We start from the raw sequence: 22,072 nt of genomic DNA, 5'->3' as shown, positions 1-22,072 counted from the left end.
TCAATGTTCGAATGCGGCATGAAGAGCAAAAAAACGACATGTCTGGGCTGTTGTTGCGCGTCACTTGCCCAGTGTTTCTTACCCAGTCCCGACGCGGGGCATGACGCCAACTCATGGAAGCCAAGCGCCGTAAGTACTGGAAATATTGGTTCAATCCTACGGGCAGCCAGATTGGATGCGGGGAATCAACCGCGTTTCGTATCAGTTTGATAAATCAAGGTGATTCCACGCCTTCATTCGTGCGCGAAACCATGTGCGCTGGCGTTTGGCAAACTGACGGGTCGAGATCGTGGCCAGTTCGCGAGCCTGCTCCACTGTCATTGCGCCATCCAGATAGGCCATGAGTTCCGGAACCCCGATGGCCTTGCAGGCCGGCAGCGACGGATCGTAGCGGTCGCGCATGGCCGCAACCTCGTCCAAAGCGCCGCTCTCTAACATGTGATCGAACCGCAGGGTGATACGGTCCAGCAGCCATGTTTTGTCGACGTCAAAGACAATAGGCACCGCGTCCTTCAGGGCCAGAACAGGCGGCGGCGTGTTGTCTTGCCAGGATGCCAGACTGCGTCCGGTTGCCTGCTGAACCTCCCACGCGCGCTGAACGCGGGCGCGGTTGTTGGTGTCCAGCCGGGTCAGGGTTTCAGCGTCCACACCCGACATCAGCTGGGCCAAGTCCATCTGATCGGCATCCTGGCGCACATGCGGGGGAGTCGGTGGTATCTCGGCCATTCCTTCCGTCAGAGCGGTGAAATACAGCCCCGTCCCGCCGACGATGATCGGGCGCGGGCTGGCCGTCAGCAGCGGAGTGATCTCACGCAACCAGTGGCCGGTGGAATACTCCTGATCAAACGCGACGTGACCATAAAGGCGATGCGGCGCGCGCGCTTCCTCGTCCGGCGAGGGGCGCGCCGAGATCACCTGCCAGCAGTCGTAAACCTGACTGGCATCGGCGTTGACGATCACCCCTCCGAACCTTTCGGCAATGCGCAACGCCAACTCAGACTTGCCCGAGGCCGTCGGGCCAGCGATCAGAACCGGCTTGTCCTCTGGTATCTCGGGGATCCGGTCCCAAATCGATGCGGTGGGGTGATTGGTCATGGTCCCTCAGTATCCGCATTGAACCTGCGGTCGTTTTGCTTCATTTTGCGCTGGAAAATAAACCCGTGCCAGCCCGGAGCGCAATATGAGCCTGACCTCGTCCCCCAACACCCAAAAACCCAAGTATGATCGCGTGATGCTGAAGATTTCCGGCGAGGCGTTGATGGGTGATCAGGGATTCGGCCTACATCCGCCCACCGTCCAGCGCATCGCGCAGGAGGTGAAATCGGTCCATGATCTGGGCGTTGAGATTTGCATGGTGATCGGGGGCGGCAATATCTTCCGCGGCCTCAGCGGCTCGGCCCAAGGGATGGAGCGGACTACGGCGGATTATATGGGGATGCTGGCCACCGTAATGAACGCGCTCGGGATGCAGTCGGCGCTGGAAGAGATCGGGGTATTTACCCGCGTGATCTCGGCCATTCGTATGGATGAGGTCTGCGAGCCCTATATCCGCCGCCGCGCCGTGCGCCACCTTGAAAAGAAACGGGTTTGTATCTTTGCTGCTGGGACGGGCAACCCGTATTTCACCACAGATACGGCCGCGACGCTGCGTGCGAATGAGATGGCTTGCCAGGCGATCTTCATGGGGAAAAACGGCGTGGACGGGGTGTATGACAAGGACCCGAAAGAACATGCCGATGCAAAGCGCTATGACACGGTTTCCTACGACGACGTACTGGCCAAACGGCTGCGGGTCATGGATGCTTCGGCCATTGCGCTGGCGCGTGACAACAACCTGCCGCTGATCGTGTTTGGTCTGGATGAACCGGGTGGTTTCCGGGGCATTCTGGCCGGTGAGGGGACCTATACCAAGGTTGAAGGCTGAGGCGCGCACTTAGCTATTACTGTTCTCCACTCATCGAAAGGCTTGTCCATGACAGCGTTGGATATTGATTTCGTTCGGGCTCAGTTTCCGGCCTTTGCCGAACCCAGCCTTCAGGGGCAGGCCTTCTTCGAGAACGCAGGTGGCTCCTACACCTGCCAGCAAGTGATCGACCGGCTGACGCGGTTCTACACTCAACGCAAAGTTCAGCCTTACGCGCCCTATGAGGCCAGCCGCCTCGCGGGTGCCGAGATGGACGAAGCCCGCGCCCGGATGGCCGCGGTTCTGGGGGTTGAAACTGACGAACTGAGTTTTGGTCCCTCGACCACCCAGAACACATACGTTCTTGCACAGGCCTTCCGGCAATGGATGAGCCCCGGCGAAGCAATTATCGTTACCAATCAGGATCACGAGGCCAATTCCGGCCCTTGGAGACGCCTCGTCGAGGCCGGGATCGAAGTGCGCGAGTGGAAGATTGATCCCGAAACGGGATCTCTGAACCCGCAGGATCTGGAAAACCTACTGGATGAAAAAGTTCGGCTGGTCTGCTTCCCGCATTGCTCGAACGTGGTGGGTGAGATCAACCCGGTGACCGAGATCACCGCCATTGCCCATGCTGCTGGCGCTTTTGTGTGCGTGGACGGCGTGTCCTACGCGCCGCACGGGTTTCCGAATGTGGGTGATCTGGGGCCGGATATCTATCTTTTCTCGGCCTACAAGACCTACGGCCCACATCAGGGTTGCATGGTCATCCGGCGTGCTCTGGGTGAGTTGCTGCCCAATCAGGCGCATTATTTCAACGGCGATACTCTTTATAAACGGTTCACTCCGGCAGGCCCGGACCATGCGCAAATAGCGGCCAGCGCGGGGATGGCGGATTATATCTCGCTGCTCAGCACCCACCATGGCGGCCCAACTGAGGGTGCCGCCGCGCAAGGCGCTTTCGCCCATGACCTGATACGCGATCACGAAGTGGCGCTGCTGCAACCGGTGCTTGATGCTGTTAAAAACCGAAACGCAGTGCGATTGCTCGGCCCGTCCGAGGCGACGCGGCGCGCGCCCACCGTTGCCTTGGCTTTGGGTCGACCGGCCGCTGCTGTGGCGGCTGAGCTGGCGGCGCATGGCGTGATGGCCGGCGGTGGTGACTTCTATGCTGTACGCGCCTTGCAGGCGATGGGGGTCGATCCGGATCAAGGCGTGTTGCGGGTCAGCTTCACGCACTACACGTCCCAACAGGAAATTGATCAGTTATTGAATGCACTTGACCGGGTTTTGTGATCCAGTTTTCGATATGCTCCGTAGTGGAAAGAAAACGGCGGGGCGAATATGGAAGACGGGCAACCTCCGATCATTTTATGGTTCAGGCGTGACCTGCGGCTAAGCGATCATCCGGCGCTTTCTGCCGCGGTCGCGACGGGGCGTCCCTTGGTGCCGGTGTTCCTGTGTGATGATCTGGTGCACACCCTTGGCGCGGCCCCGAAGTGGCGGCTTGGGCTGGGGCTTGAGGTCTTTGGTCGCGCGCTGAACGACATTGGCAGCCGTCTTATCCTGCGGCGGGGCGATGCGTTGGCACAGTTGCAGCTGCTGATCGCTGAAACCGGAGCGACGGATGTGTATTGGTCGCGCGCTTACGATCCGGCCTCGATTGCGCGGGATACTAAGATCAAATCGGCGCTGAAAGAGCAGGGGATCGAGGCCAAATCCTTTGCCGGACATCTTCTGTTCGAACCTTGGACGGTTGCTACCAAGGCCGGTCAGCCCTTTCGCGTCTTCACCCCAATGTGGCGCGCTGTGCAGGGGCGTGAGGTCCCTCCGCCCGAGGCCGCTCCGACGCGATTGACCGCCCCCGCGCACTGGCCCGCCTCGGACGATCTGGCGACATGGCACCTTGGCGCGGAGATGAACCGAGGGGCGGAGGTCGTCAGACCCTATGTGCAACCGGGGGAGCAAGCGGCGCTTGATCATCTGGAGGGGTTCCTGAACCGGATCGCGAATTACGGCGCCGACCGTGACAGGCTGGATCTTGATGGGACTTCGAACCTGTCCGAATACCTCTCATTGGGTGAGATCGGCCCGCGTACCGCTTGGCATCGCGTGCAACGCGCGGCTTTCGAAGGGACCCAAGGCACTGGTTCATTTCTGCGACAGCTTGTCTGGCGCGAGTTCGCCTATCATCTGATGTACCACACGCCTCAGCTGGTGTCGGGCAACTGGAAGCCAGAATGGGACGCTTTTCCATGGAACGAGGCCCGAGATGCGCCCGAGGTGAAGGCTTGGCTGCAAGCCAGAACCGGCATTCCGGTTGTGGATGCGGGTCTGCGGCAGATGTATGTGACCGGGCGGATGCACAACCGTGCCCGGATGATCGTGGCAAGTTACCTGACCAAGCATCTGATGACCCATTGGAAAATCGGGATGGAGTGGTTCGAGGATTGCCTGATCGACTGGGACCCGGCTTGCAATGCGATGGGCTGGCAATGGGTCGCGGGGTCCGGACCGGATGCGTCTCCGTTCTTCCGCATTTTCAATCCCGTTACACAGCAGGAAAAGTTCGACCCCAAGGGTGCCTACTTAAAACAGTGGGTTGCCGAAGGCAGGCCAAACCCGTCCGAGACGGCCTTGTCCTACTTTGAAGCCACGCCCCGTTCCTGGGGCCTGAACTCCAAGACAGACTACCCGCCACCAGTGGTCGATCTGCCAACAGGGCGCGCCCGTGCGCTGGCCGCGTATGAACGCCGAAAAAACCAGTAAGGAACTGAAAACTTGCCACAAACACAATTGCGTCCTAGCCTGCATCAACCACCGCAGAGGGGAAAGCGGATGATCTTGACAACGACCGAAGGCCAAAAAGGTCTGCCCAGATATTTCGCGCAGGTTTTCAAGATGCTGAGCAAAATGGAAGCCGGGCGATTGGAAATCACTTTGTCCGACGGTCGGACCTTCCGTGTTGAGGGCTCAAAGCCAGGACCGGTTGCCGAGGTCGAAATTCACGATCCAGACGTGTTTGCCCGCCTGATCCGGGAAGGTGAGCTTGGCTTTTCTGACGCGTATCTGGAAGGCCATTGGAGCACGCCTGATTTGCGCGCCTTCATGGATTTGGTCCATATGGGCAGTGAGACGGCCTACGATGGCTTCACAGGCAAGTTTCTCGTGCAGGCCTATGAGCGTCTGCGGTTTTGGCTGCATCGAAACAACCGTAGACAGGCCAAGAAGAATATCTCGTATCACTACGATTTGGGGAACGATTTTTATGCGCTCTGGCTTGACGATACGATGACTTATTCCAGCGCCATTTTCGAGACAGGGCAAGAGAGCCTCGAGAAGGCGCAGACCGCCAAATACGCCAGCATGGTCGATGAGATGGGCGTCAAACCCGGCGATCACGTACTTGAGATCGGCTGTGGCTGGGGCGGCTTCGCCGAATATGCCGCGAAAGAGCGGGGCCTGCGTGTGACGGGTCTGACTATCAGCCAAGAGCAGTTGAAGTTCGCGCAGCAACGCATTGAGAAAGCTGGCATATCGGATCTGGTTGATCTGAAACTTCAGGATTATCGCGACGAACAAGGGCAATACGATGGCATTGCCTCGATCGAGATGTTTGAGGCCGTGGGTCAGAAATACTGGCCGATCTATTTCGATACTGTCCGTGATCGGTTGAAGCCGGGGGCGCAAGCCACGTTGCAGATCATCACCGTGGGCGATCATCGCTGGGACTACTACAAGAACGGCGTTGATTTCATTCAAAAATACATCTTCCCAGGGGGGATGCTGCCATCGCCGACGATCTTACGACAGCAGATTAATCAGGCGGGGCTGGATGTTGTGCGCTCGAAGGAGTTCGGTAAGAGCTATGACCTGACCCTGCGGCGATGGTTTGATACGTTCAACGACAAGTGGGACCAGATCTCGGAGATGGGATTTGATGAGCGTTTCCGCCGCATGTGGAATTATTATTTGACGGCTTGTGGCGCAGCCTTTGACACGGGCAATTGCGATGTGACACAGATCACCATAGCAAAGCCTAGTTAACGAACGGAATTCATACATGCCCACCGCCAGTCGCCTTGTCGCCGCCGCTTGTCTTGTGGTGTTGGCGTTCATCGTGTCCAGCATGGTTATCGCAAACGGAGAAGAGGGGAAGGACTATGGGTATTTTACCGTGGTCAACATCGCCTTGGGTTGGATCTGCGGTTGGAAAATCATGGGCAAGCGCGCTGGCCGAGGCTGGACGGCCGGGATTAACAACGGCCTGACCGGCGTGGCTTCACTGGTGTTTTGGGGCCTTTTCGTTCAGGGCACCTATGAAATGTTCCGGCTGGCCATGCGCCACCGCTATGACGGTCCCTTTGAGGCGCTGATTGCGATCTTCAAGATTGGCGTCGAATTCGGTGAACAGTTACTCGCACCCGAAATCCTGATCACCTTGGGTGTTGGCGCCATCGCCACCGGTTTGCTGACAGAAATAGCAAGCCGCCGCTGGCGCTGAATGTAAACACTTAACGAAAGCCTGTCCTCTCGTGTCCGATTTGTTCTTCTATGGAACCCTGCGGCATGTGCCGCTGTTGGAGGCCGTTCTGGGGCGCTCTTCGTCTGAGCTATCGCTGACACCTGCCATCCTGCGAGGCCACTTCGTCTCTGCGGTTCAGGGACAGGACTTCCCAATGATTCAACAGGCAGATGATGAACAGGCTTTGGGATTGTTCGTGCAAGGCCTCACGCAAGCGGATCTGGATCGACTGGCTTATTACGAGGGCGGGTTCGACTATGATCTGAGGCCTTTGGCAGTGACGCTAGAGGATGGAACCTGGGCGCAGGCTCAGGTGTTTTTTCCCGAACCTACGGCCTGGGTGGCGGATGGGCCTTGGTCTCTGGACGGGTGGGTTGAACGCCTCGGTGACGTCACCGCGCTCGCCGCCGAGGAGGAAATGAGCTATCTCGGGCGGGTTGCGCCTTCGGATATGGCGCGCAGCATGCAGGCGATTCAGACGCGGGCCTGGGCAAAACTCTTCGCACGGCAGCGGCAAACGGGGGATGCGCGCGATGTGTCCAAGGACGTGATCGTGCATCGCCATCATCGGGCCTATGTCAACTACTTCGCGATGGAAGAGATCGACCTGCAACACCGTCAATACGATGGAGCCATGGGGCCGACGCTGAACCGAAGCGCGCTGTTGCAAGGCAGCGCGGTAATCGTTCTCCCCTATGATCCGGTGCGAGACACCGTATTACTTGTCGAGCAGTTCCGCGCCCCAGTCTATCTGATCGATGATCCCGAACCTTGGATGTGGGAGCCGGTTGCAGGCATGATCGACCCTAGTGAAACGCCAGAGCAGGCCGCACATCGTGAAGGAATGGAGGAGGCAGGCATCGCTTTCGATGCTCTGCATAGCGCAGGAGGAGGTTATTCCTCCAGCGGGTCGTCGACCGAGTACGTCTATCTCTATGTCGGGCTTGGTGATTTGACAGATCCCGCAATAACCGCAGGGCTGACCACCGAAGGTGAGGATATACGCTCTCGTGTTCTACCTTTTGACATGTTTATTGCCATGGTGGATCGCGGTGAATTCAAAGACTTACCGCTGTTGACTCTGGCCCATTGGCTGGCGCGTCACCGCGACCGCCTGCGTGGGTGACTATCGCGCTTGTGGTTGGCGCAGAGCGGCTGTAAATCTGCAGTATTACGTAATGAAATGAGGGTGCCATGCGCATTGCACGAGATCTTGCCGACGCAGTCGGAAAAACGCCGCTGATCCGGTTGAAGCGCATCAGTGAAGAAACCGAGTGCGAGATCCTCGGCAAGGCGGAATTTATGAACCCCGGCCAGTCGGTCAAGGACCGTGCTGCTCTCTACATCATCCGCGACGCAGTTGCGCGGGGTGAGTTGAAGCCCGGTGGCACCATAGTGGAAGGCACCGCAGGCAATACAGGCATCGGGCTGGCTCTGGTCGGTGCATCGATGGGGTTCAAGACGGTGATCGTTATCCCGGAGACCCAGTCAGAAGAGAAGAAAGACATGCTGCGTCTTGCAGGCGCGCAATTGGTTCAGGTTCCGGCGGCACCGTATCGCAACCCCAACAACTTCGTTCACTACTCCCGCCGTCTGGCCGATGAACTGGCGCAAACTGAACCCAATGGCGCGATCTGGGCAAACCAGTTCGACAATGTTGCCAACCGTCAGGCCCATGTGGAAACCACCGGCCCCGAGATCTGGGAACAGACCGACGGCAAGGTCGATGGCTTTGTCTGCGCGGTCGGCTCGGGCGGAACGCTGGCGGGCGTGGCCGATGCGCTGCAGCCAAAAGGCGTGAAGATAGGCCTGGTCGACCCGATGGGCGCGGGGCTGTATTCCTACTACACAACTGGCGAAATCGCGATGGAGGGCGGCTCGATCGCAGAAGGTATCGGACAGGTGCGGATCACCAAGAACCTCGAAGGGTTCAAGCCGGACTACACCTATCAGGCGACCGACAACGAAGCCCTGCCGTACATCTTTGACCTGCTTCGTGAAGAAGGTCTGGTCATGGGTGGTTCGACCGCGATCAACATGGCTGGTGCGGTGCGTTTGGCCAAGGACCTTGGGCCGGGGCATACGATTGTGACCATCCTGTGTGACTATGGCACACGCTATCAGTCCAAACTGTTCAATCCCGAGTTCCTGCGCGAAAAAGAACTGCCGGTACCGGATTGGATGACAGACGCCCCGCGAAAGATACCGGGCGTGTTCGAGGACGTCTGATGCTGCGACAGGTCCGCCTGTTTCTGACAATTGCTGCGCTTATCTTAGTCGGGTTGGCGGGGGTAGCCTCGGCGCAACTGACTGATCGGCAGAGCGAGTTCTATAAGGGCTGGCTCAGCACTGCGGACCGTGCCGAAAGCGTTGTTGAAGCCGACAGGGCGTCGGACGCCGCGATGGAGCAGTTGCGAACTGAGATCGACGGCTATCGCAATACGTTCAATACGGCTCGCAACGCCAATGCCGACCGCATCCAGACGCTGGAAAGCCAGGTCAAGGCGCTGGGTCCCGCGCCCGAAGAAGGGGTCACAGAGCCGGAGGATATCGCGCAACTTCGCGAGCATCTGGACGAACAGCTCAACGCCTTGCGGGTGCCGCGGATTATCTCTGAGGAGGCCTTTAGCCGCGCCAACGGTCTGATCAGCGAAATTGACCGTATCCTGCGAGAACGTCAGAGAAAGCAGTTTTTGGAACGCGGTCCATCGCCGCTGAACCTGTCGACATGGCCCGCCGCGTGGTCCGATATCCGCGAGGCTCTGTTCGGACTGTTCAACGAGACGACGGCCAGTCTGACATCTGACGTCACTAAAGAACGCGTTCAGAATCAGGCCCCCGCGATACTGGCCTTGGTGGCGCTAGCCGTCATCTTACTGGTTTACGGACGCCATTGGTCTGAACGAGGAGGCGACTATCTGCGTCGTTTCGGTGGGCGCGGAACCGGTGCGTGGACCTTTGTGATTTCCCTTCTGCGCATCATCCTTCCCTGGATTGGCGTGGTGGCTCTGACAGCTGCGATTGACCTGACCGGAGTACTTGGTCTTCGCGGCACGCTTCTACTGCAGCAGGTGCCGTATTGGGCGGCGATCGTGCTTGTTTTCGACTGGGTCGGACGGCAGGTCTACCTGATGGCCGCGGCACAGAATTTCCAAAGATTCTCGGCGGGGCAGATCACCGAAATACGTATCTATGTCGATATTCTGGCAGTGATGCTGATCCTGCACGACATGGTTGGCCTGTTCGAGAGGATTGAGAACATAGCGGATTCCACCCGCGCCGTTGTTATCTTCCCGGTCATTGTCGTCACCTCTCTTCTTCTGCTGCGCATTCGTCAGATCAGACAATCAGATCCAGCGACCGAGGGCGGCGAGATCCCACGTGCCAGTGGATTTTCGCAGGTTGTCGAGGTTGTCCGGCGCATCGTGTTCCTGCTGGGTGTCAGCGCGCCTGTTCTGGCCTTGTTGGGCTACACCAACGCGGCCGAAGCGATTGTGTTTCCTGCAGTCAACACGCTGATCCTGATCGCCATTCTTGTGATCGTGCAGCGCTTTATCAGCTCGCTATACGGCTGGTTTACGGGGCAGGGGGATAACGCCCGCGATTCTCTGTTCGCGGTTCTGGTGGGTTTCTTCCTGGCCTTGATTTCGATCCCTATCCTGGCCCTTTTCTGGGGCGCGCGCGAAGCGGATCTTAGCGAGATCTGGTCGCAGATCCTGCAAGGGTTCAGCTTGGGCGGGGTTACGATCTCTCCGTCCAATTTCCTGACTTTTGTCGCCGTGTTTGCCATCGGATATGGCCTGACACGACTGCTGCAGGGAGGCTTGCGCAATTCGCTGCTGCCCAAGACAAGTATTGATCCAGGCGGGCAAAATGCGATCGTATCGGGCACTGGTTACGTCGGCATTTTCCTCGCCTCACTGGTTGCAATCACGGTGGCTGGGTTTGATCTCTCATCTCTCGCGATTGTAGCCGGTGCACTGTCTGTCGGTATTGGTTTTGGTCTTCAGACCATCGTTTCGAACTTCGTTTCTGGCATCATTCTTCTGGTCGAGCGTCCCATCTCGAAAGGGGATTGGATCGATGTGAACGGCATGATGGGCTACGTCCGCGATATCTCGGTCCGATCCACGCGGATTGAGACGTTTGACCGGACGGATGTCATTGTTCCGAATTCGGATCTGATCAGCGGCGTCGTCACCAACTATACCCGTGGCAACACGATTGGCCGGGTGATCGTGCCTGTGGGAGTGGCCTATGGGACCGATACGCGCAAGGTCGAGACCATTCTGGGCGAGATCGCGAATTCTCATCCCATGGTCTTGGCGAATCCAGCCCCCAGCGTGGTGTTTCAGGGGTTCGGTGCGGATTCGCTGGACTTTGAAATCCGAGGCATTTTGCGCGACGTGAATTGGGTTCTGTCGGTCAAATCCGACATGAACCACGAAATCAACCGCCGTTTCGTGGAAGAAGGTATAGAGATCCCGTTCGCACAACGCGACGTTTGGCTTCGTAACCCCGAAGCCTTGCGCGCTGAAGCACAAGACCACACCGCGACAGCCCCGGAGCAACGAGCACCCAGCACCGAACCCGCAGCCATGACCGAGGGAGATCTGGACGGCGATGCTGGGGACGAAGTCTGAGCATTGCTCGCGCGGGGAATGGTCCGCGAACTAATCTGCAAACGGGTGTGAATTCGCGCTATTGGGGCCTTGCAAATCCTTTTGCATTGCGTCACATATCGCGCTCACGGAGAGGTGGCCGAGTGGTCGAAGGCGCACGCCTGGAAAGTGTGTAGGCGGGAAACCGTCTCCAGGGTTCGAATCCCTGTCTCTCCGCCACAATCCCCCTGATCAGTTTATGCCGCACCTAGATATGACCGTTCTGTGTGGCGAGATCTGGTTGCATTGTATCAGTTCCATGACAGCCATATAGTGCCGGTCGACGCGAATTTTCTGCACAGGACAGACGGACGAACATGATTGACCTGACCAGGCAGGTGCCTCTGCGTACAAGCCAGAATTATGAGATTTTCCAGCATCCCGAAATGGATGGCGCCCTGTTGAAAGTCCGCGTGGATGAGCCGAAGCGAAACCACCTCATACCGCGCTATGCGCAATGGCGTTACGGCAATTTGCGACAGTGGAACCGCGAAGCGAACGAATACCTTGCCGCGCTGCACCGTGGCTGCCCTGAGATCGAGCGTCTGGCGAAGTTCATGGGCTATGCACCAACTTCGCAGGGGCCTGCAATCGTGGTAGAAAAGATGACCGGCCCGGATGGGGATCTCGCCCCGTCCCTGCATGCCGAGATGATGGCTGCAAATGGTGACCCGGAAGTGGCTCAGAAGCTGCGGGCCGACTTGCTGGAGTTGCTGGATGATCTGGAGCGCGGACGTATCATCGTTGGTGACATGGGGATCGGAAACATCGTGCGCGCGCAGGAGCGCGGTGGCAGACTTGTCGTCATTGACGGGTTGGGTGAGAGGGTCCTGTTGCCTCTGACATTGTTCAGCGATTGGGCGTTTCGCAAATCTATGGCGCGGCGGCGCGCGCGCATGGCGGGTTAGTTGCGTCAGAATGGACCAATTTGAGCATTGGCTGCTGTCCTGTATTTGCTTTATGTCTGGCGGTGTTAGGTGCAAGACAGCCCAAATTGGCGGAGGTGCTAAGTGAAACTCTCAACCCCAAATTTCCCGGCCCCAACTGATGCCGAGGACCGCAAGGCCATCCGCCCAGTCATCTGCTACCCGCCCGAGACTCTGCCCAGCCCCGACCTAGATGGGCTGACCCGCTCGCGGGACACATCCGTGAAAACTGCAGGGGTCACCGCCGCGCCGCGCGATGCCGCCTGTATCGACGTGCCAGCCGGTGCTTTTTTCCGCATCACATCTGTCGAAGGCGCTCAAGTTGGCGATCTGAACTTGTGGAACAAACACGATCTGACCGAAAGGTTCTATTCCGGTAAAACCCGCGCCCTGCACGGTACGCATCTTTCGACCGGAGACCGCATGTGGTCGACTTTCCCAAATATGCGGCCTATGGCGACGATCACGGCTGATACGCTGGACTGGTACGGCTTTGACGCCTTTGGGGGCTCCGTTCATGACGTGATCGGCACCCGCTGCGACCCATATACCGGGCGGTTGCTGTCGGGGGATGACTACCACTATTGCTGTCATTCGAACCTGACCCGGGCCTTGGCGCAGCATTGCGATCTGCCTCTGCACGAGGCGGAGACCCATGTGCATGACGTTCTGAACGTCTTCATGTGTACTGGGTTCACGCGCGATACCGGCCAGTATTTTATGAAGGCCAGCCCAGTGCGTCCGGGTGACTACCTTGAATTCCACGCCGAGATCGACCTGATCGTCGGCCTCTCAGCCTGTCCGGGTGGGGATTGTTCCTCAGAGCATTCCTCGGACACCGCTGCGTGCTATCCCTTGCTGATTGAGGTCTTTGACCCTGGTGAGGCCGCGCGGCAGGTGCATGTTCAGCCCAGCGTCTCGGCCTATGACCGGTCGCATGGGACATAAAAGGCAGCGAAAGGACAGCGCGTGACGCAAGCGGATGAGCAGCTTAGTACGGCTGTGTTCTACATAAACCTTGACCGGGTTCCCGAACGCCGCGCGTTTATGGAGGCGCAGTTCGCAAAAGCTGGCGTGATCGAACCGATCCGCTTCAGCGCGGTTGACGCACGTCAGGCGGATGCTCTGGAGGGGAATGGGTATGTGCCGGGCGTTGGTTCTCGCTGGGGTTTGAAGCAAAGCGAGATCGCCTGTTTTGAAAGCCATCGCACCGTCTGGCAGCAAGCAGTGGATCAAAATCTGAAGGCGGCCGCAATTTTCGAGGATGATGTCGAGATGTCGTCCCGACTGGGGCAGGTGATCGACAGCCTCGTCGAGAACGCGGACAGGTTCGATTTCGCAAAGATGGACTACTCGCCGCGCAGCCTGCGTTTTGGAGCAGAGGAAGAGATAGGCAGAGTTACAGTTCGCCCAATGCTGGAAATGGCCCCAAGTGCTGCGGCCTATGTTCTGTCGCAGGAGGGGTGTCGCAAACTGCTGGCCTGGTCTCAGCAGTATTCCGACCATCTCGATGATTTCGTATCGATCCCCCGGCCAGATTGGCGGATGTATCAGGTGTTCCCGGCTGTCGGTGTGCAGATGATCTGGTCGAAGCAGCAGCAAGATCTCGAACAGGTCAAGACCAGCGAGCGGGAAGGTGATCAATCCACCAATACCGGCTTGGACAAAGGCCCGTTCTGGTTCCGGGCTCGGCGCGAGCTGTTCGCGGCAAAACGCAAGCTTGGTTGGCGCTTTGGAGGGCAAAAAAAATTGCTCGACCAGGGTGGGTTTGTTGGGTTCATTCCAACTGATACCGACCTTCTTGTCTGAAGCCTGTTTCGAGCACCCTAGTGGCAAACCGAGGCTGAAGAACTCAAGTTTTCAAAAGCATTAACAAAAATACCAATTTGATATAAGGTTGTGGCGTTATTTCTAGTTATTGACTGGGTGTTGGGGTGTCACAAACGCTTTACGAGAAATACGGCGGCTTCAAAACCATCAGCCGTGTGGTGATGAGTTTCTACGAAATAGCGCTTGATTCCGACGAAATCGGGCATTTCTTCGAAGATATCGACATGCCGCGCCTGATTGACCATCAGACCAAGTTCGTCTCTTCCCTGGTCGGTGGTCCTGCTGCGTTCAGCGACGATAGGATCGAGGCTGTGCATCGCCACCTTGGCATTTCTCATGACCATTTTGATGTCATGGCGGAGCTATTCGGCGAAGCGCTTGAGATGCATGGCATGTCCGAGCGCGATATCAAAACGGCCCTTGGCGCGATTGAAGGCAAGCGCTCGATCATCGTCAGCCGTGACGCGGCATGAGCATCCTTGCCATCAATGAACAGCTCCTGCGTGCCATCGGCGTTGGTGTTGCCGTTGTGCGTGCCTCGGATCTGAAATTCGTCTTTCACAACAGTCCTTTCGCTGAGTGGTTTGGCAAGCCCGAGATAAAGCAGTCTCTGTTGGATATCCTGCCCGACCTTGACGTGAGAGAGCTGGAGGACGTCAAGCAATCCGGCCTGCGGTATTCGGTCGAGCTTCAGATCAAACCCAAACGCCGGACGCTGATCTTTGCGGTCACTGTCTCACTGGCCAGTGGGTTGTCGGAACAGGTGCTGATCGTAGAATGCCAGAACATCACGCGCATTCGCGAACTGGAGAGCATGATTGACAGCTACTCGACCATGGTCGAGCGCAACACGCGTGAATTGGAGCGCGAGAAGGAAAGGGTTGAACGTCTCTTGCTGAACGTGATGCCCCGCGCTGTGTATGAAGAGTTCAAGACGTTTGGCGTCGTGACCCCTCAGCTGTTTGACGAAGTCTCGGTGGTGATGTTGGATTTCGTCGGGTTCACGGATTTTGCTGCCAAAACCGATCCGACAGTCACGTTGAGCGAGTTGAATGATATCTTCACGGCCTTCGACCGGATCGTTGAGCAGTATGGATGCGAGCGGATCAAAACAATTGGGGACGCCTATTTGGCCGTCTCTGGCATGCCGGATGCGACGCCCGACCATGCCACGGCGGTCGCCCATTGCGCAGTGCGCTTCCTGCGGTATCTCGAGCGGCGTAACGAAAGCCACCCGCACAAATGGCAGGCCCGGATCGGCTTGGGCATGGGGCCGGCTGTCGGGTCGGTCGTGGGCATTCAGAAATATGTCTATGACGTGTTTGGCCCAGCCGTGAACATCGCCGCGCGCCTGCAAGTCTTTGCAAACCCGATGAACATCGTCGCGCCGGAGGCGATGAAATATGCGTTAATCGACGAGTTTCAGGTCTCGGATCTGGGACGGGTCGAGATCAAGGGGATGGGGGAGATGGATCTGATCAACGTCTCGTCAGGCCTCAGCGCTAATCAGGGAAGCCGATTGTTCTGAGGATCAGTCATCCTGCGGCACCAGACCCAGCCCGCGCAGGTAAATCCCAATCCCGCTTTCGAGAAGGTCCTCGGGCGAAAAGGGCGAGGTCGCACCGGTCGCGTTACGCGCATAGAGTTCAACCACACCGTGACTCATTGCCCAAATATGGGCCGAGAACATGGACGCGGGAGGCCGCTTTTCCGGTGGGATATGTTGCGACAGGTCCGCAGCTGCCTTCTCCAGAACCGTTTTGGCCCGGTTTGACGCCAAAGACAGCTCGGGCGTACGGTTCGGGGAAATCCCGCTTTCGAACATGGCGATGTAATGGCCGGGATGCTTGCGGGCAAAGGCCAGATAGGCGCGCCCGGTGGCCTCAAACGCGGCCAGAGCGGATGGCTGACCCTCGTCATAGGCATATTGCATCAAGTCGGCGAACATCTCGAACCCTTGGCGGGCGGCCTCGGCTATCAGGTCCTCCCGCCCGTGATAGTGCCGGTAGACGGCAGCAGGAGTGACCCCGGCGGTCTTGGCGGCCTCGGACAGGGTGAAACCGGTGGGGCCTTTTTCTTCGATCAACGAAAGCGCGGCCTCAATCAGGGCCTGCTTCAGGTTTCCATGGTGATACCCACGCTTCGTCATTCCGGCCTCAGGTTATTGGTTTTTCACGTGTTCGGGTGCCAAGAGATAGTCCAATTTCAACCAATGGTCCAACGCCCAAGCGATCAATTCTTAGCCTTTCCGATATTTGCGTCAGGACTCCCAGACATCCGGCCCGCCGCAGATTTTCGGATCATTATCGCCGATGGCTTTTTCGTCTTTCTCATCATAGTCCAAAGCCAGCAGCACCGTTCGGATCGCTGCAAGGCGCGCGCGTTTCTTGTCGTCAGACCGCACGATGGTCCAAGGACAGTTTTCCGAATGTGATCGGGTCAGAGTTTCAGAAATCGACTGAGTGTATTCATCCCATTTTTCCAATCCGGCGATATCGATTGGGCTGAGTTTCCACTGTTTGAGCGGATCCGTCTCACGCGCCAAAAAGCGGTTCAGCTGTTCCGCCCGGCCGACATTCAGCCAGAACTTGAACAGACTTATCCCGTCGTTCACGAACCCGGTTTCCAGCGGCAACACCTGACGGAAGAACCGTTCGCGTTCCTCCTGATTACAGAACCCAAAGACGTTTTCCACGACACCTCGGTTGTACCAACTGCGGTCGAAAAACACGATCTCACCTGCCGAGGGCAGGTGCTGGATATAGCGTTGGAAATACCATTGGCTGCGCTCGGAATCCGAGGGCTTGCTGAGCGCAACATTCCGAGCCCCGCGTGGGTTCAGGTTCTCGCGGAACCGCTTGATGGTGCCGCCTTTTCCCGCCGCATCTCTGCCTTCAAAGATGATCGCGACCCGTTGGCCGGTTTCTTTGACCCAGGATTGCATTTTGACCAGCTCGATTTGCAGCGCCTCGATCTGCTGCTCGTAGTCCTTTGTCTTCATTTTTTCGGCGTAAGGGTAGCTCGGGTTCAGGATGTCGCCCTTGTTGGCCTTTTCGATCATTTTACGCACGTCGCCGGGCGCTTTCTTGCGGTAATACTTCTCGATTGCACCTTTTTCTGACCGGGCCATGAGCTACCTCGCGATAAAATCCATATCTAACTATGAATTAGGTGCTGGCCTAACGCAAACCCGCCCGCTGTGCGGCGCGGTCTATGGCGGCGGCGACCTCTTCGGCTGCGACGACCTGGGGCATATGGCCGATGCCCGGCAGCTCGATCAGCTCGGCACCGGGGATTTGTTCGATCAAGCGGGTTGAGTGCCAATCCAGCTTGACGGTCGTGTCTGCCGTGCCGTGAATGATTTCGGTAGGCACAGAGATTTCACCGTATCGGGGCTGCAGACGCTCAACCTCTTCCAGCAGCCGGACCCGTTGTTTTGCGTTGGCGTGCATCGAGGCGCGGCGCATTGTCAGGGCGGGGCCGAAATGCTCGGCATAGCCTTCGGGCGCAGTTTGGGGGGCAAACACTTTGTCGAGGGCCGTTTCGACATAAGATTCCGGCACGTAGGAGGTGATCAGGGGTAGGGCGAGCGCGCTTCCTAGGTTGGTCGCCGCCAATCGGTTGAAATTGTCCAGCGGCGTCTCCCACGGGATGGCGGCCGGGGCGATCAGCACAAGGCCCGAGAGATTGTTGGGACGGGTCACCGCCCAGGCCAGTGCTACTGACCCTCCAAGACTTTGTCCCGCGACAATGGGTTTCTCTGCGCCAAGTTGGGCAGCGGCGCGTTGCAGGATATCCGCCTGCTCCTGGATGGTTTCGCCCTCGGGATTGAAACTGTCCGAATAGCCAAGGCCGGGACGGTCAAACACGATCACGCGGTAGGTTTCGGCCAGAATAGGGGCCAAGGCGAAGGTCATGTCGCGGGTATTGCCGCTGGAGCCATGGATCAAGACCACATCAGGGCCGTCCCCCATGACAACCGCATGCACGGCAATTCCATCCACGTCGAGTATCTGGCCTTCGGGCGGAAACGCCTGGGCAGCGCGGGCCTCGCTCTGGGCGGCGCGCCACAAGGTAAACGCTGCGAAGCCGATCAGGCCCAGCGTCAGGAGTATCCAGATCTTAGCGGCCAATTTCACTCATATCGAATGGTGTGGACTGATATATTTCATTGATCCAGTTACCATAGAGCAGATGCGCATGGCTGCGCCACCGGTTCTGCGGCGCCTGCGTCGGGTCATCATCGGGATAGTAGTTCATCGGCACGTTGATCGGTGTGCCATTTGCGACGTCCCGATCATATTCCTGCTTCAACGTATCGCTGTCATATTCGAAATGGTTGAAGATATAGAGCGCACGATGCGCCGGATCCTCGACAAGGCAAGGACCTGCTTCATCGCTGCCAAGCAACGTGACGAGACCGTCCGCGTTGTCGATCTCGGCCTGTTTCATCTCGGTCCAGCGGCTGACAGGAATAACGCAATCATCCGAGAATCCCCGCAAAAACGGAGAGGACGGGAGAAGGTTCCGATGCCGGAAACAGCCAAAGGCCTTGGCGTCCAGCATGTGTTTTTTCACGCCGTGGAAATGGTTGATCATCGCCATACCTCCCCAGCAGACCCCGAATGTGGAATGGACATTGGTCTGTGTCCACTCAAACACCTCGCGGAGTTCTTCCCAATAGGTGACATCATCGAATTCCAGATGTTCGATCGGCGCACCGGTGATGATCAGGCCATCGAACTTATGATCCTTCACGTCTTTGAACGGCTGATAGAATTCGGCCATATGCGCCGCGGCGGTGTTCTTGGTCCGATGCTCGGTCATGCGGATCAGAGACAGGTCAATCTGCAGCGGAGTGGCACCGATCAGACGCGCGAACTGGTTCTCGGTCTGGATCTTCTTGGGCATCAGATTCAGCAGCCCGATCCGCAGAGGGCGAATATCCTGCCGCATTGCCTGATCCGCAGCCATGACCATGACGCCTTCCTGGGTCAGGACGTCAAAGGCGGGCAGTTCGGATGGGATTTTGATCGGCATCGGGTCAGACTTTTGAGTAGGTTAGGAGGAGGTAGTTAGGCGCGATCGCGCCCGGTCTCAAGGGTGCGTTCGATCAACCCATCGAAATCAGCCGCATCGCGCACTTTTCCGATGTCTTTGGCCGTTATCGTAACGCCCCAGTTCTTCGCCATCGCCTCGTACCGGGGCTGACGATGGGCAAGCGCCTGAGCGTAGGTCCACCGGATGAACGCGTCCGGGTCCACGTCAGACCCGGAGCAGCCGTGTTGATCTAGATATTCGGTCCAGACGCGGGTCAGGAATTCAGCCTGGTAGGACATCGGCTTGGGGGCCTTGTCAAAGCGTCGGACCAGTTCGGCCGTGTGGTCGTCGTCACCCTTCAGCCAGATCATCAGCGCCTGTTTTGACAGCTCGGACATCAGTTGATCTGCTGGGTCGTTCGGGTCGACCCACTCGCAAATCGACCCGCCTGTGTCGCAGATGAAATGCGGATAGCCATAGAGGCGCTCTGCCCGGTCCACGAAATATTCGGTGTCCAGAAGGGCGTGAATTTCAGCCAGTCGGAATTGCTCCTGTCGGCGGCGGTACTCGGACATCTCCAACCCGCCAAGCGCCGGATTACCGGGTTTGCCAAGATAGGATGCGACAGGGGTCAGGTTCTCGAACGAGATGTTCGAGCCGATATATATCGAATCCGACAGCAGAAGGTCCCTCAGGAATGGGACTTTCATCGCCTCAGCCTTGGCGTTATCGGCGATGTATTCGCCCATGTAGCGGGTGCCGATCCGGTAGTCGACCGAGTAGTGAAACCAGCCACCGCTGTCCCGCAGGATGTTGGATACATAGGTCTTGCCCAGCCCCGACATGCCAAAAAACAGCACCTTCTTGCGTGCAGCCCCACGCCAATCTCTTGCCGAGCCGTAGATCATCTTCTGCTGTCCCTTGTTTTTGCCTTTGCTAAATCGGGCAGGCGGCGGCGTCAATCGCGTGGGGCGGCTCGGTTGAGGATCAATAGTCCCGCAGCCAGCACGGCAAAGCCAATATAGGCGCGCGAATCCAGTGCCTCGTCTCGCAGCAAGGCGCCCAAAACGATCGCGACAGGTGGGATGATCAGGGTCACAAGTAACAGATTGCCACTGCCCGCCATTGCTAGGACCCGGTAGTAGAGAAGGTAAGCGCCCGCCGTCGCAATCAGGGAATAATACGCGATTGCCGCCCATGTGGCCGCAGGCAGGTTGAGGCTTGGTATACCGTCCGTCATGAGGGCGATCGGGATCATGAAGAGGGTCGAGCCGGTTAGCATCCCTGCAGCCGCAACAATAGGGGGCAGGGAGCTTAGGTGTTTGCGCGCCCAAGCGCCGGCAAACGCGTAGGAGATAGTGCCCGCGAGGATGGCAAGTTGAGCTGTGTTTTGCAGGCTAAAGCTGGTGAGATTGCCGATACCGATTGCGATTGAGACGCCAAAAAAGCCCAGTCCAGCGCCCAGAAGGCGCGGTGCTGTCAACCGCTCGTCAGAAAAGAAGAGGGCAGCAACGAGAACACCAAAGATAGCCGTTGCCGCGTTCAAAATCGCCGTGAGGCCGGTGTCAATGTACAACTGCCCCCACGCCATCAGCGAGAACGGAATCACGTTATTGAGCAGTCCCATAACCAGAAATCCCAACCAGAGGCGAGGTGAGCTCGGGACGCTTAGACCCCTGATCCAAACCACCAACCACAAGGCCAGCATTGCCCAGAATGTTCGATGCAGGACCGAGGTCAACACTGGTATCGTGTCCAGCGCAATGCGGATCGAAACAAATGACGCGCCCCAGATGATACCCAGCAGCGAAAGCTCAGCCCATGCGCGGGGGGATAGGTGTTTTTGCTGTTCCATGAACAGGTTGTGGCACCTTTGAGTTAATGCGGCGACCCGAAAGATGCGGAAACAAAAAGACCCCACCAAAAACGGCGGGGTCTGACTGGTTTGTGTGGGGCGATTAGTCCAGAGCGTAGGTGATCTGGAAACCGACACTCCAAGCGCTGTTGCCCGAGAAGTCAGCTGTTTGGCCAAACCCACCGTCAGCCGTTGCGTCACCAATATCGGTGTAGCGAACGCCCGCCGAGATTTTGGCTTTTTCCAGAGAGTATGTGCCGCCAAGACCGATGCTCCAGAAACCGTCTGTGGGACCCAGGTTGGTCACCGGTTCTCCTTCGTCGGTTTCATAGCCCAACGTCACAGCGCCCGAAAACTCTTCAGAGAACTGGTATCCCAAACCTAGAGTGTAAGTGTAGGTGGCATTGCCATAGCTAACCAGTGCGGTGGTCGGCGGATAGTTTGGCGGATCATACTCCAATTGCGGCCAATCAACCCACCTGATCGAGCCGAATAGCAGTGTTTTGGGTGCTACGCCGGTTTGGAAATCCAGATTGATCGACTGTGGCGTTTCGACCTCAGAATCCGTATCAAAGGTCGCTACTGTTCCAGGTGGAATACCAGCGCCCGGAATTGGATTTACCGACTCTGTTTGAGACAAATCGTGGCTGATCTTGGAGTTGTAGGTAAGCGCAACCCTCGCTGCAATTTCCGGTTTTTCCCAAGCGACGCCTACGACATACCCAAAGGCCACGTCTGCATCAGTACTCACTTCGTAGCCTGCGGCGGCCGGGACCGTGACGCTGGCGCTCACTCGCTGGGCCCTGACCCCGCCGATCGCACTAAAGCCGCCATCAAACTTGTAGCGAAGCAAAGCCGTAATTGCTTCGGTATCCGCTTTCGCTTCTAGTACGCCTGTTCGTCCACCCGGGATTGGGTTGATAGAAAGAGGATAGTTGGGGCCATACGCGATATCGGCACCGAAGGGCTCGTCATACATAATCGCAAAGTCGAGCTTCTCGGTTAGAGAAGTTTTGTAGCCGAGATGTGGCGTGAAGAAGTCGTTTGCTACGTTTCCAGAGTCGATAACCTGCCCCTGCGTTGGGCTGCCGGGGTTCGCATCAAGTAGTGAGCCGCTCACCCTAGGCTTCGTATATCCCAGCCGGAACTGCACTACCGATCCTTCTTCGAAAATCAAGTTTATGCCCTGACCGCTTCGGTCCAGGCCGCCAGCGTGGCCAGCCGTTGTCCCCACGCAAAGCGCGCACGCTGATAGTAGCGCCTTTCTCATGTATTCCTCCCTTACTGTCCCTTGAAGGCCTGTATGGCATCGTGTGAGTGTACGGATGCCGA

At 57.7% G+C, this 22,072-nt stretch carries 21 protein-coding genes and 1 tRNA gene; 14 read left to right on the top strand and 8 right to left on the bottom strand.

Features of this window, described 5'->3' with window-relative positions; translation table 11 throughout:
• Window positions 1–201 precede the first annotated feature (201 nt).
• On the bottom strand, window positions 202–1,095 hold the full coding sequence (miaA, locus tag ACR0J4_RS02580) for a tRNA (adenosine(37)-N6)-dimethylallyltransferase MiaA (protein ID WP_170642058.1): 894 nt from the start codon (window positions 1,093–1,095) through the stop codon (window positions 202–204).
• Window positions 1,096–1,180: 85 nt separating this feature from the next.
• Here miaA and pyrH point away from each other — a divergent pair, with 85 nt between their 5' ends.
• The 14 genes from pyrH to ACR0J4_RS02510 all read left to right on the top strand — a co-directional run bounded on the left by pyrH (window position 1,181) and on the right by ACR0J4_RS02510 (window position 15,373).
• Window positions 1,181–1,924 (top strand): UMP kinase, encoded by a 744-nt coding sequence (gene pyrH / locus ACR0J4_RS02575; protein WP_170469717.1) that lies wholly within the window; start codon window positions 1,181–1,183, stop codon window positions 1,922–1,924.
• 48 nt (window positions 1,925–1,972) lie between these two features.
• Complete coding sequence (locus ACR0J4_RS02570; protein ID WP_170642056.1) at window positions 1,973–3,199, top strand: aminotransferase class V-fold PLP-dependent enzyme; 1,227 nt, start codon at window positions 1,973–1,975, stop codon at window positions 3,197–3,199.
• Between the two features lie 48 nt (window positions 3,200–3,247).
• Complete coding sequence (locus ACR0J4_RS02565) at window positions 3,248–4,672, top strand: cryptochrome/photolyase family protein (protein ID WP_170642054.1); 1,425 nt, start codon at window positions 3,248–3,250, stop codon at window positions 4,670–4,672.
• Window positions 4,673–4,741: 69 nt separating this feature from the next.
• Complete coding sequence (locus tag ACR0J4_RS02560) at window positions 4,742–5,950, top strand: SAM-dependent methyltransferase (RefSeq protein ID WP_170642052.1); 1,209 nt, start codon at window positions 4,742–4,744, stop codon at window positions 5,948–5,950.
• A gap of 16 nt (window positions 5,951–5,966) precedes the next feature.
• A complete protein-coding gene (locus ACR0J4_RS02555; protein ID WP_170551180.1) occupies window positions 5,967–6,407 on the top strand; it encodes a TrgA family protein in 441 nt (146 codons plus the stop codon).
• A gap of 31 nt (window positions 6,408–6,438) precedes the next feature.
• The gene (locus ACR0J4_RS02550; RefSeq protein WP_170642050.1) at window positions 6,439–7,554 is read left to right on the top strand and encodes an NUDIX domain-containing protein; all 1,116 of its coding nucleotides are present in this window, start codon (window positions 6,439–6,441) and stop codon (window positions 7,552–7,554) included.
• Between the two features lie 68 nt (window positions 7,555–7,622).
• Window positions 7,623–8,657, top strand: coding sequence for a cysteine synthase A (locus ACR0J4_RS02545; RefSeq protein ID WP_170642048.1), 1,035 nt, complete (start codon window positions 7,623–7,625; stop codon window positions 8,655–8,657).
• Complete coding sequence (locus ACR0J4_RS02540; RefSeq protein ID WP_170642046.1) at window positions 8,657–11,071, top strand: DUF3772 domain-containing protein; 2,415 nt, start codon at window positions 8,657–8,659, stop codon at window positions 11,069–11,071. Before ACR0J4_RS02545 ends, ACR0J4_RS02540 begins: the two co-directional genes overlap by 1 nt.
• A 108-nt stretch (window positions 11,072–11,179) precedes the next feature.
• Window positions 11,180–11,269: transfer RNA gene (locus tag ACR0J4_RS02535), tRNA-Ser, on the top strand.
• A 137-nt stretch (window positions 11,270–11,406) separates the two neighbouring features.
• Window positions 11,407–11,997 carry a YrbL family protein gene (locus ACR0J4_RS02530; RefSeq protein ID WP_170642044.1) on the top strand — a complete coding sequence of 197 codons (591 nt, stop codon included), beginning with the start codon at window positions 11,407–11,409 and terminating at the stop codon, window positions 11,995–11,997.
• A gap of 102 nt (window positions 11,998–12,099) precedes the next feature.
• Window positions 12,100–12,963, top strand: a complete 864-nt coding sequence (locus ACR0J4_RS02525) for a DUF1989 domain-containing protein (protein WP_170747287.1) — start codon at window positions 12,100–12,102, stop codon at window positions 12,961–12,963.
• 21 nt (window positions 12,964–12,984) lie between these two features.
• Window positions 12,985–13,824 (top strand): glycosyltransferase family 25 protein, encoded by an 840-nt coding sequence (locus tag ACR0J4_RS02520; RefSeq protein WP_170642040.1) that lies wholly within the window; start codon window positions 12,985–12,987, stop codon window positions 13,822–13,824.
• Window positions 13,825–13,949: 125 nt separating this feature from the next.
• Window positions 13,950–14,318: a group I truncated hemoglobin gene (locus ACR0J4_RS02515; RefSeq protein WP_170551168.1), complete on the top strand. Its 369-nt coding sequence runs from the start codon at window positions 13,950–13,952 to the stop codon at window positions 14,316–14,318.
• Window positions 14,315–15,373: an adenylate/guanylate cyclase domain-containing protein gene (locus ACR0J4_RS02510; RefSeq protein ID WP_170642038.1), complete on the top strand. Its 1,059-nt coding sequence runs from the start codon at window positions 14,315–14,317 to the stop codon at window positions 15,371–15,373. The genes ACR0J4_RS02515 and ACR0J4_RS02510 overlap by 4 nt, the downstream gene beginning before the upstream one ends.
• A gap of 3 nt (window positions 15,374–15,376) precedes the next feature.
• Here ACR0J4_RS02510 and ACR0J4_RS02505 read toward each other — a convergent pair whose 3' ends face one another.
• The 7 genes from ACR0J4_RS02505 to ACR0J4_RS02475 all read right to left on the bottom strand — a co-directional run bounded on the left by ACR0J4_RS02505 (window position 15,377) and on the right by ACR0J4_RS02475 (window position 21,917).
• Complete coding sequence (locus ACR0J4_RS02505; RefSeq protein WP_170487400.1) at window positions 15,377–15,994, bottom strand: TetR/AcrR family transcriptional regulator; 618 nt, start codon at window positions 15,992–15,994, stop codon at window positions 15,377–15,379.
• Between the two features lie 111 nt (window positions 15,995–16,105).
• Window positions 16,106–16,975 carry a polyphosphate kinase 2 gene (ppk2, locus tag ACR0J4_RS02500; RefSeq protein WP_170551164.1) on the bottom strand — a complete coding sequence of 290 codons (870 nt, stop codon included), beginning with the start codon at window positions 16,973–16,975 and terminating at the stop codon, window positions 16,106–16,108.
• A gap of 49 nt (window positions 16,976–17,024) precedes the next feature.
• Complete coding sequence (locus ACR0J4_RS02495) at window positions 17,025–17,978, bottom strand: alpha/beta fold hydrolase (protein WP_170639139.1); 954 nt, start codon at window positions 17,976–17,978, stop codon at window positions 17,025–17,027.
• Complete coding sequence (metA, locus tag ACR0J4_RS02490) at window positions 17,968–18,885, bottom strand: homoserine O-acetyltransferase MetA (RefSeq protein WP_170642036.1); 918 nt, start codon at window positions 18,883–18,885, stop codon at window positions 17,968–17,970. The genes ACR0J4_RS02495 and metA overlap by 11 nt, the downstream gene beginning before the upstream one ends.
• Window positions 18,886–18,920: 35 nt before the next feature.
• On the bottom strand, window positions 18,921–19,793 hold the full coding sequence (locus ACR0J4_RS02485) for an ATPase (protein WP_170642034.1): 873 nt from the start codon (window positions 19,791–19,793) through the stop codon (window positions 18,921–18,923).
• Between the two features lie 50 nt (window positions 19,794–19,843).
• Complete coding sequence (locus ACR0J4_RS02480; RefSeq protein ID WP_170638851.1) at window positions 19,844–20,740, bottom strand: DMT family transporter; 897 nt, start codon at window positions 20,738–20,740, stop codon at window positions 19,844–19,846.
• A 103-nt stretch (window positions 20,741–20,843) separates the two neighbouring features.
• Window positions 20,844–21,917, bottom strand: a complete 1,074-nt coding sequence (locus ACR0J4_RS02475; protein WP_480554550.1) for an OmpP1/FadL family transporter — start codon at window positions 21,915–21,917, stop codon at window positions 20,844–20,846.
• Window positions 21,918–22,072 lie beyond the last annotated feature (155 nt).

The organism is Ruegeria sp. B10 (genome assembly GCF_056539825.1).
This window is presented reverse-complemented; position numbering and strand designations above follow the sequence as displayed.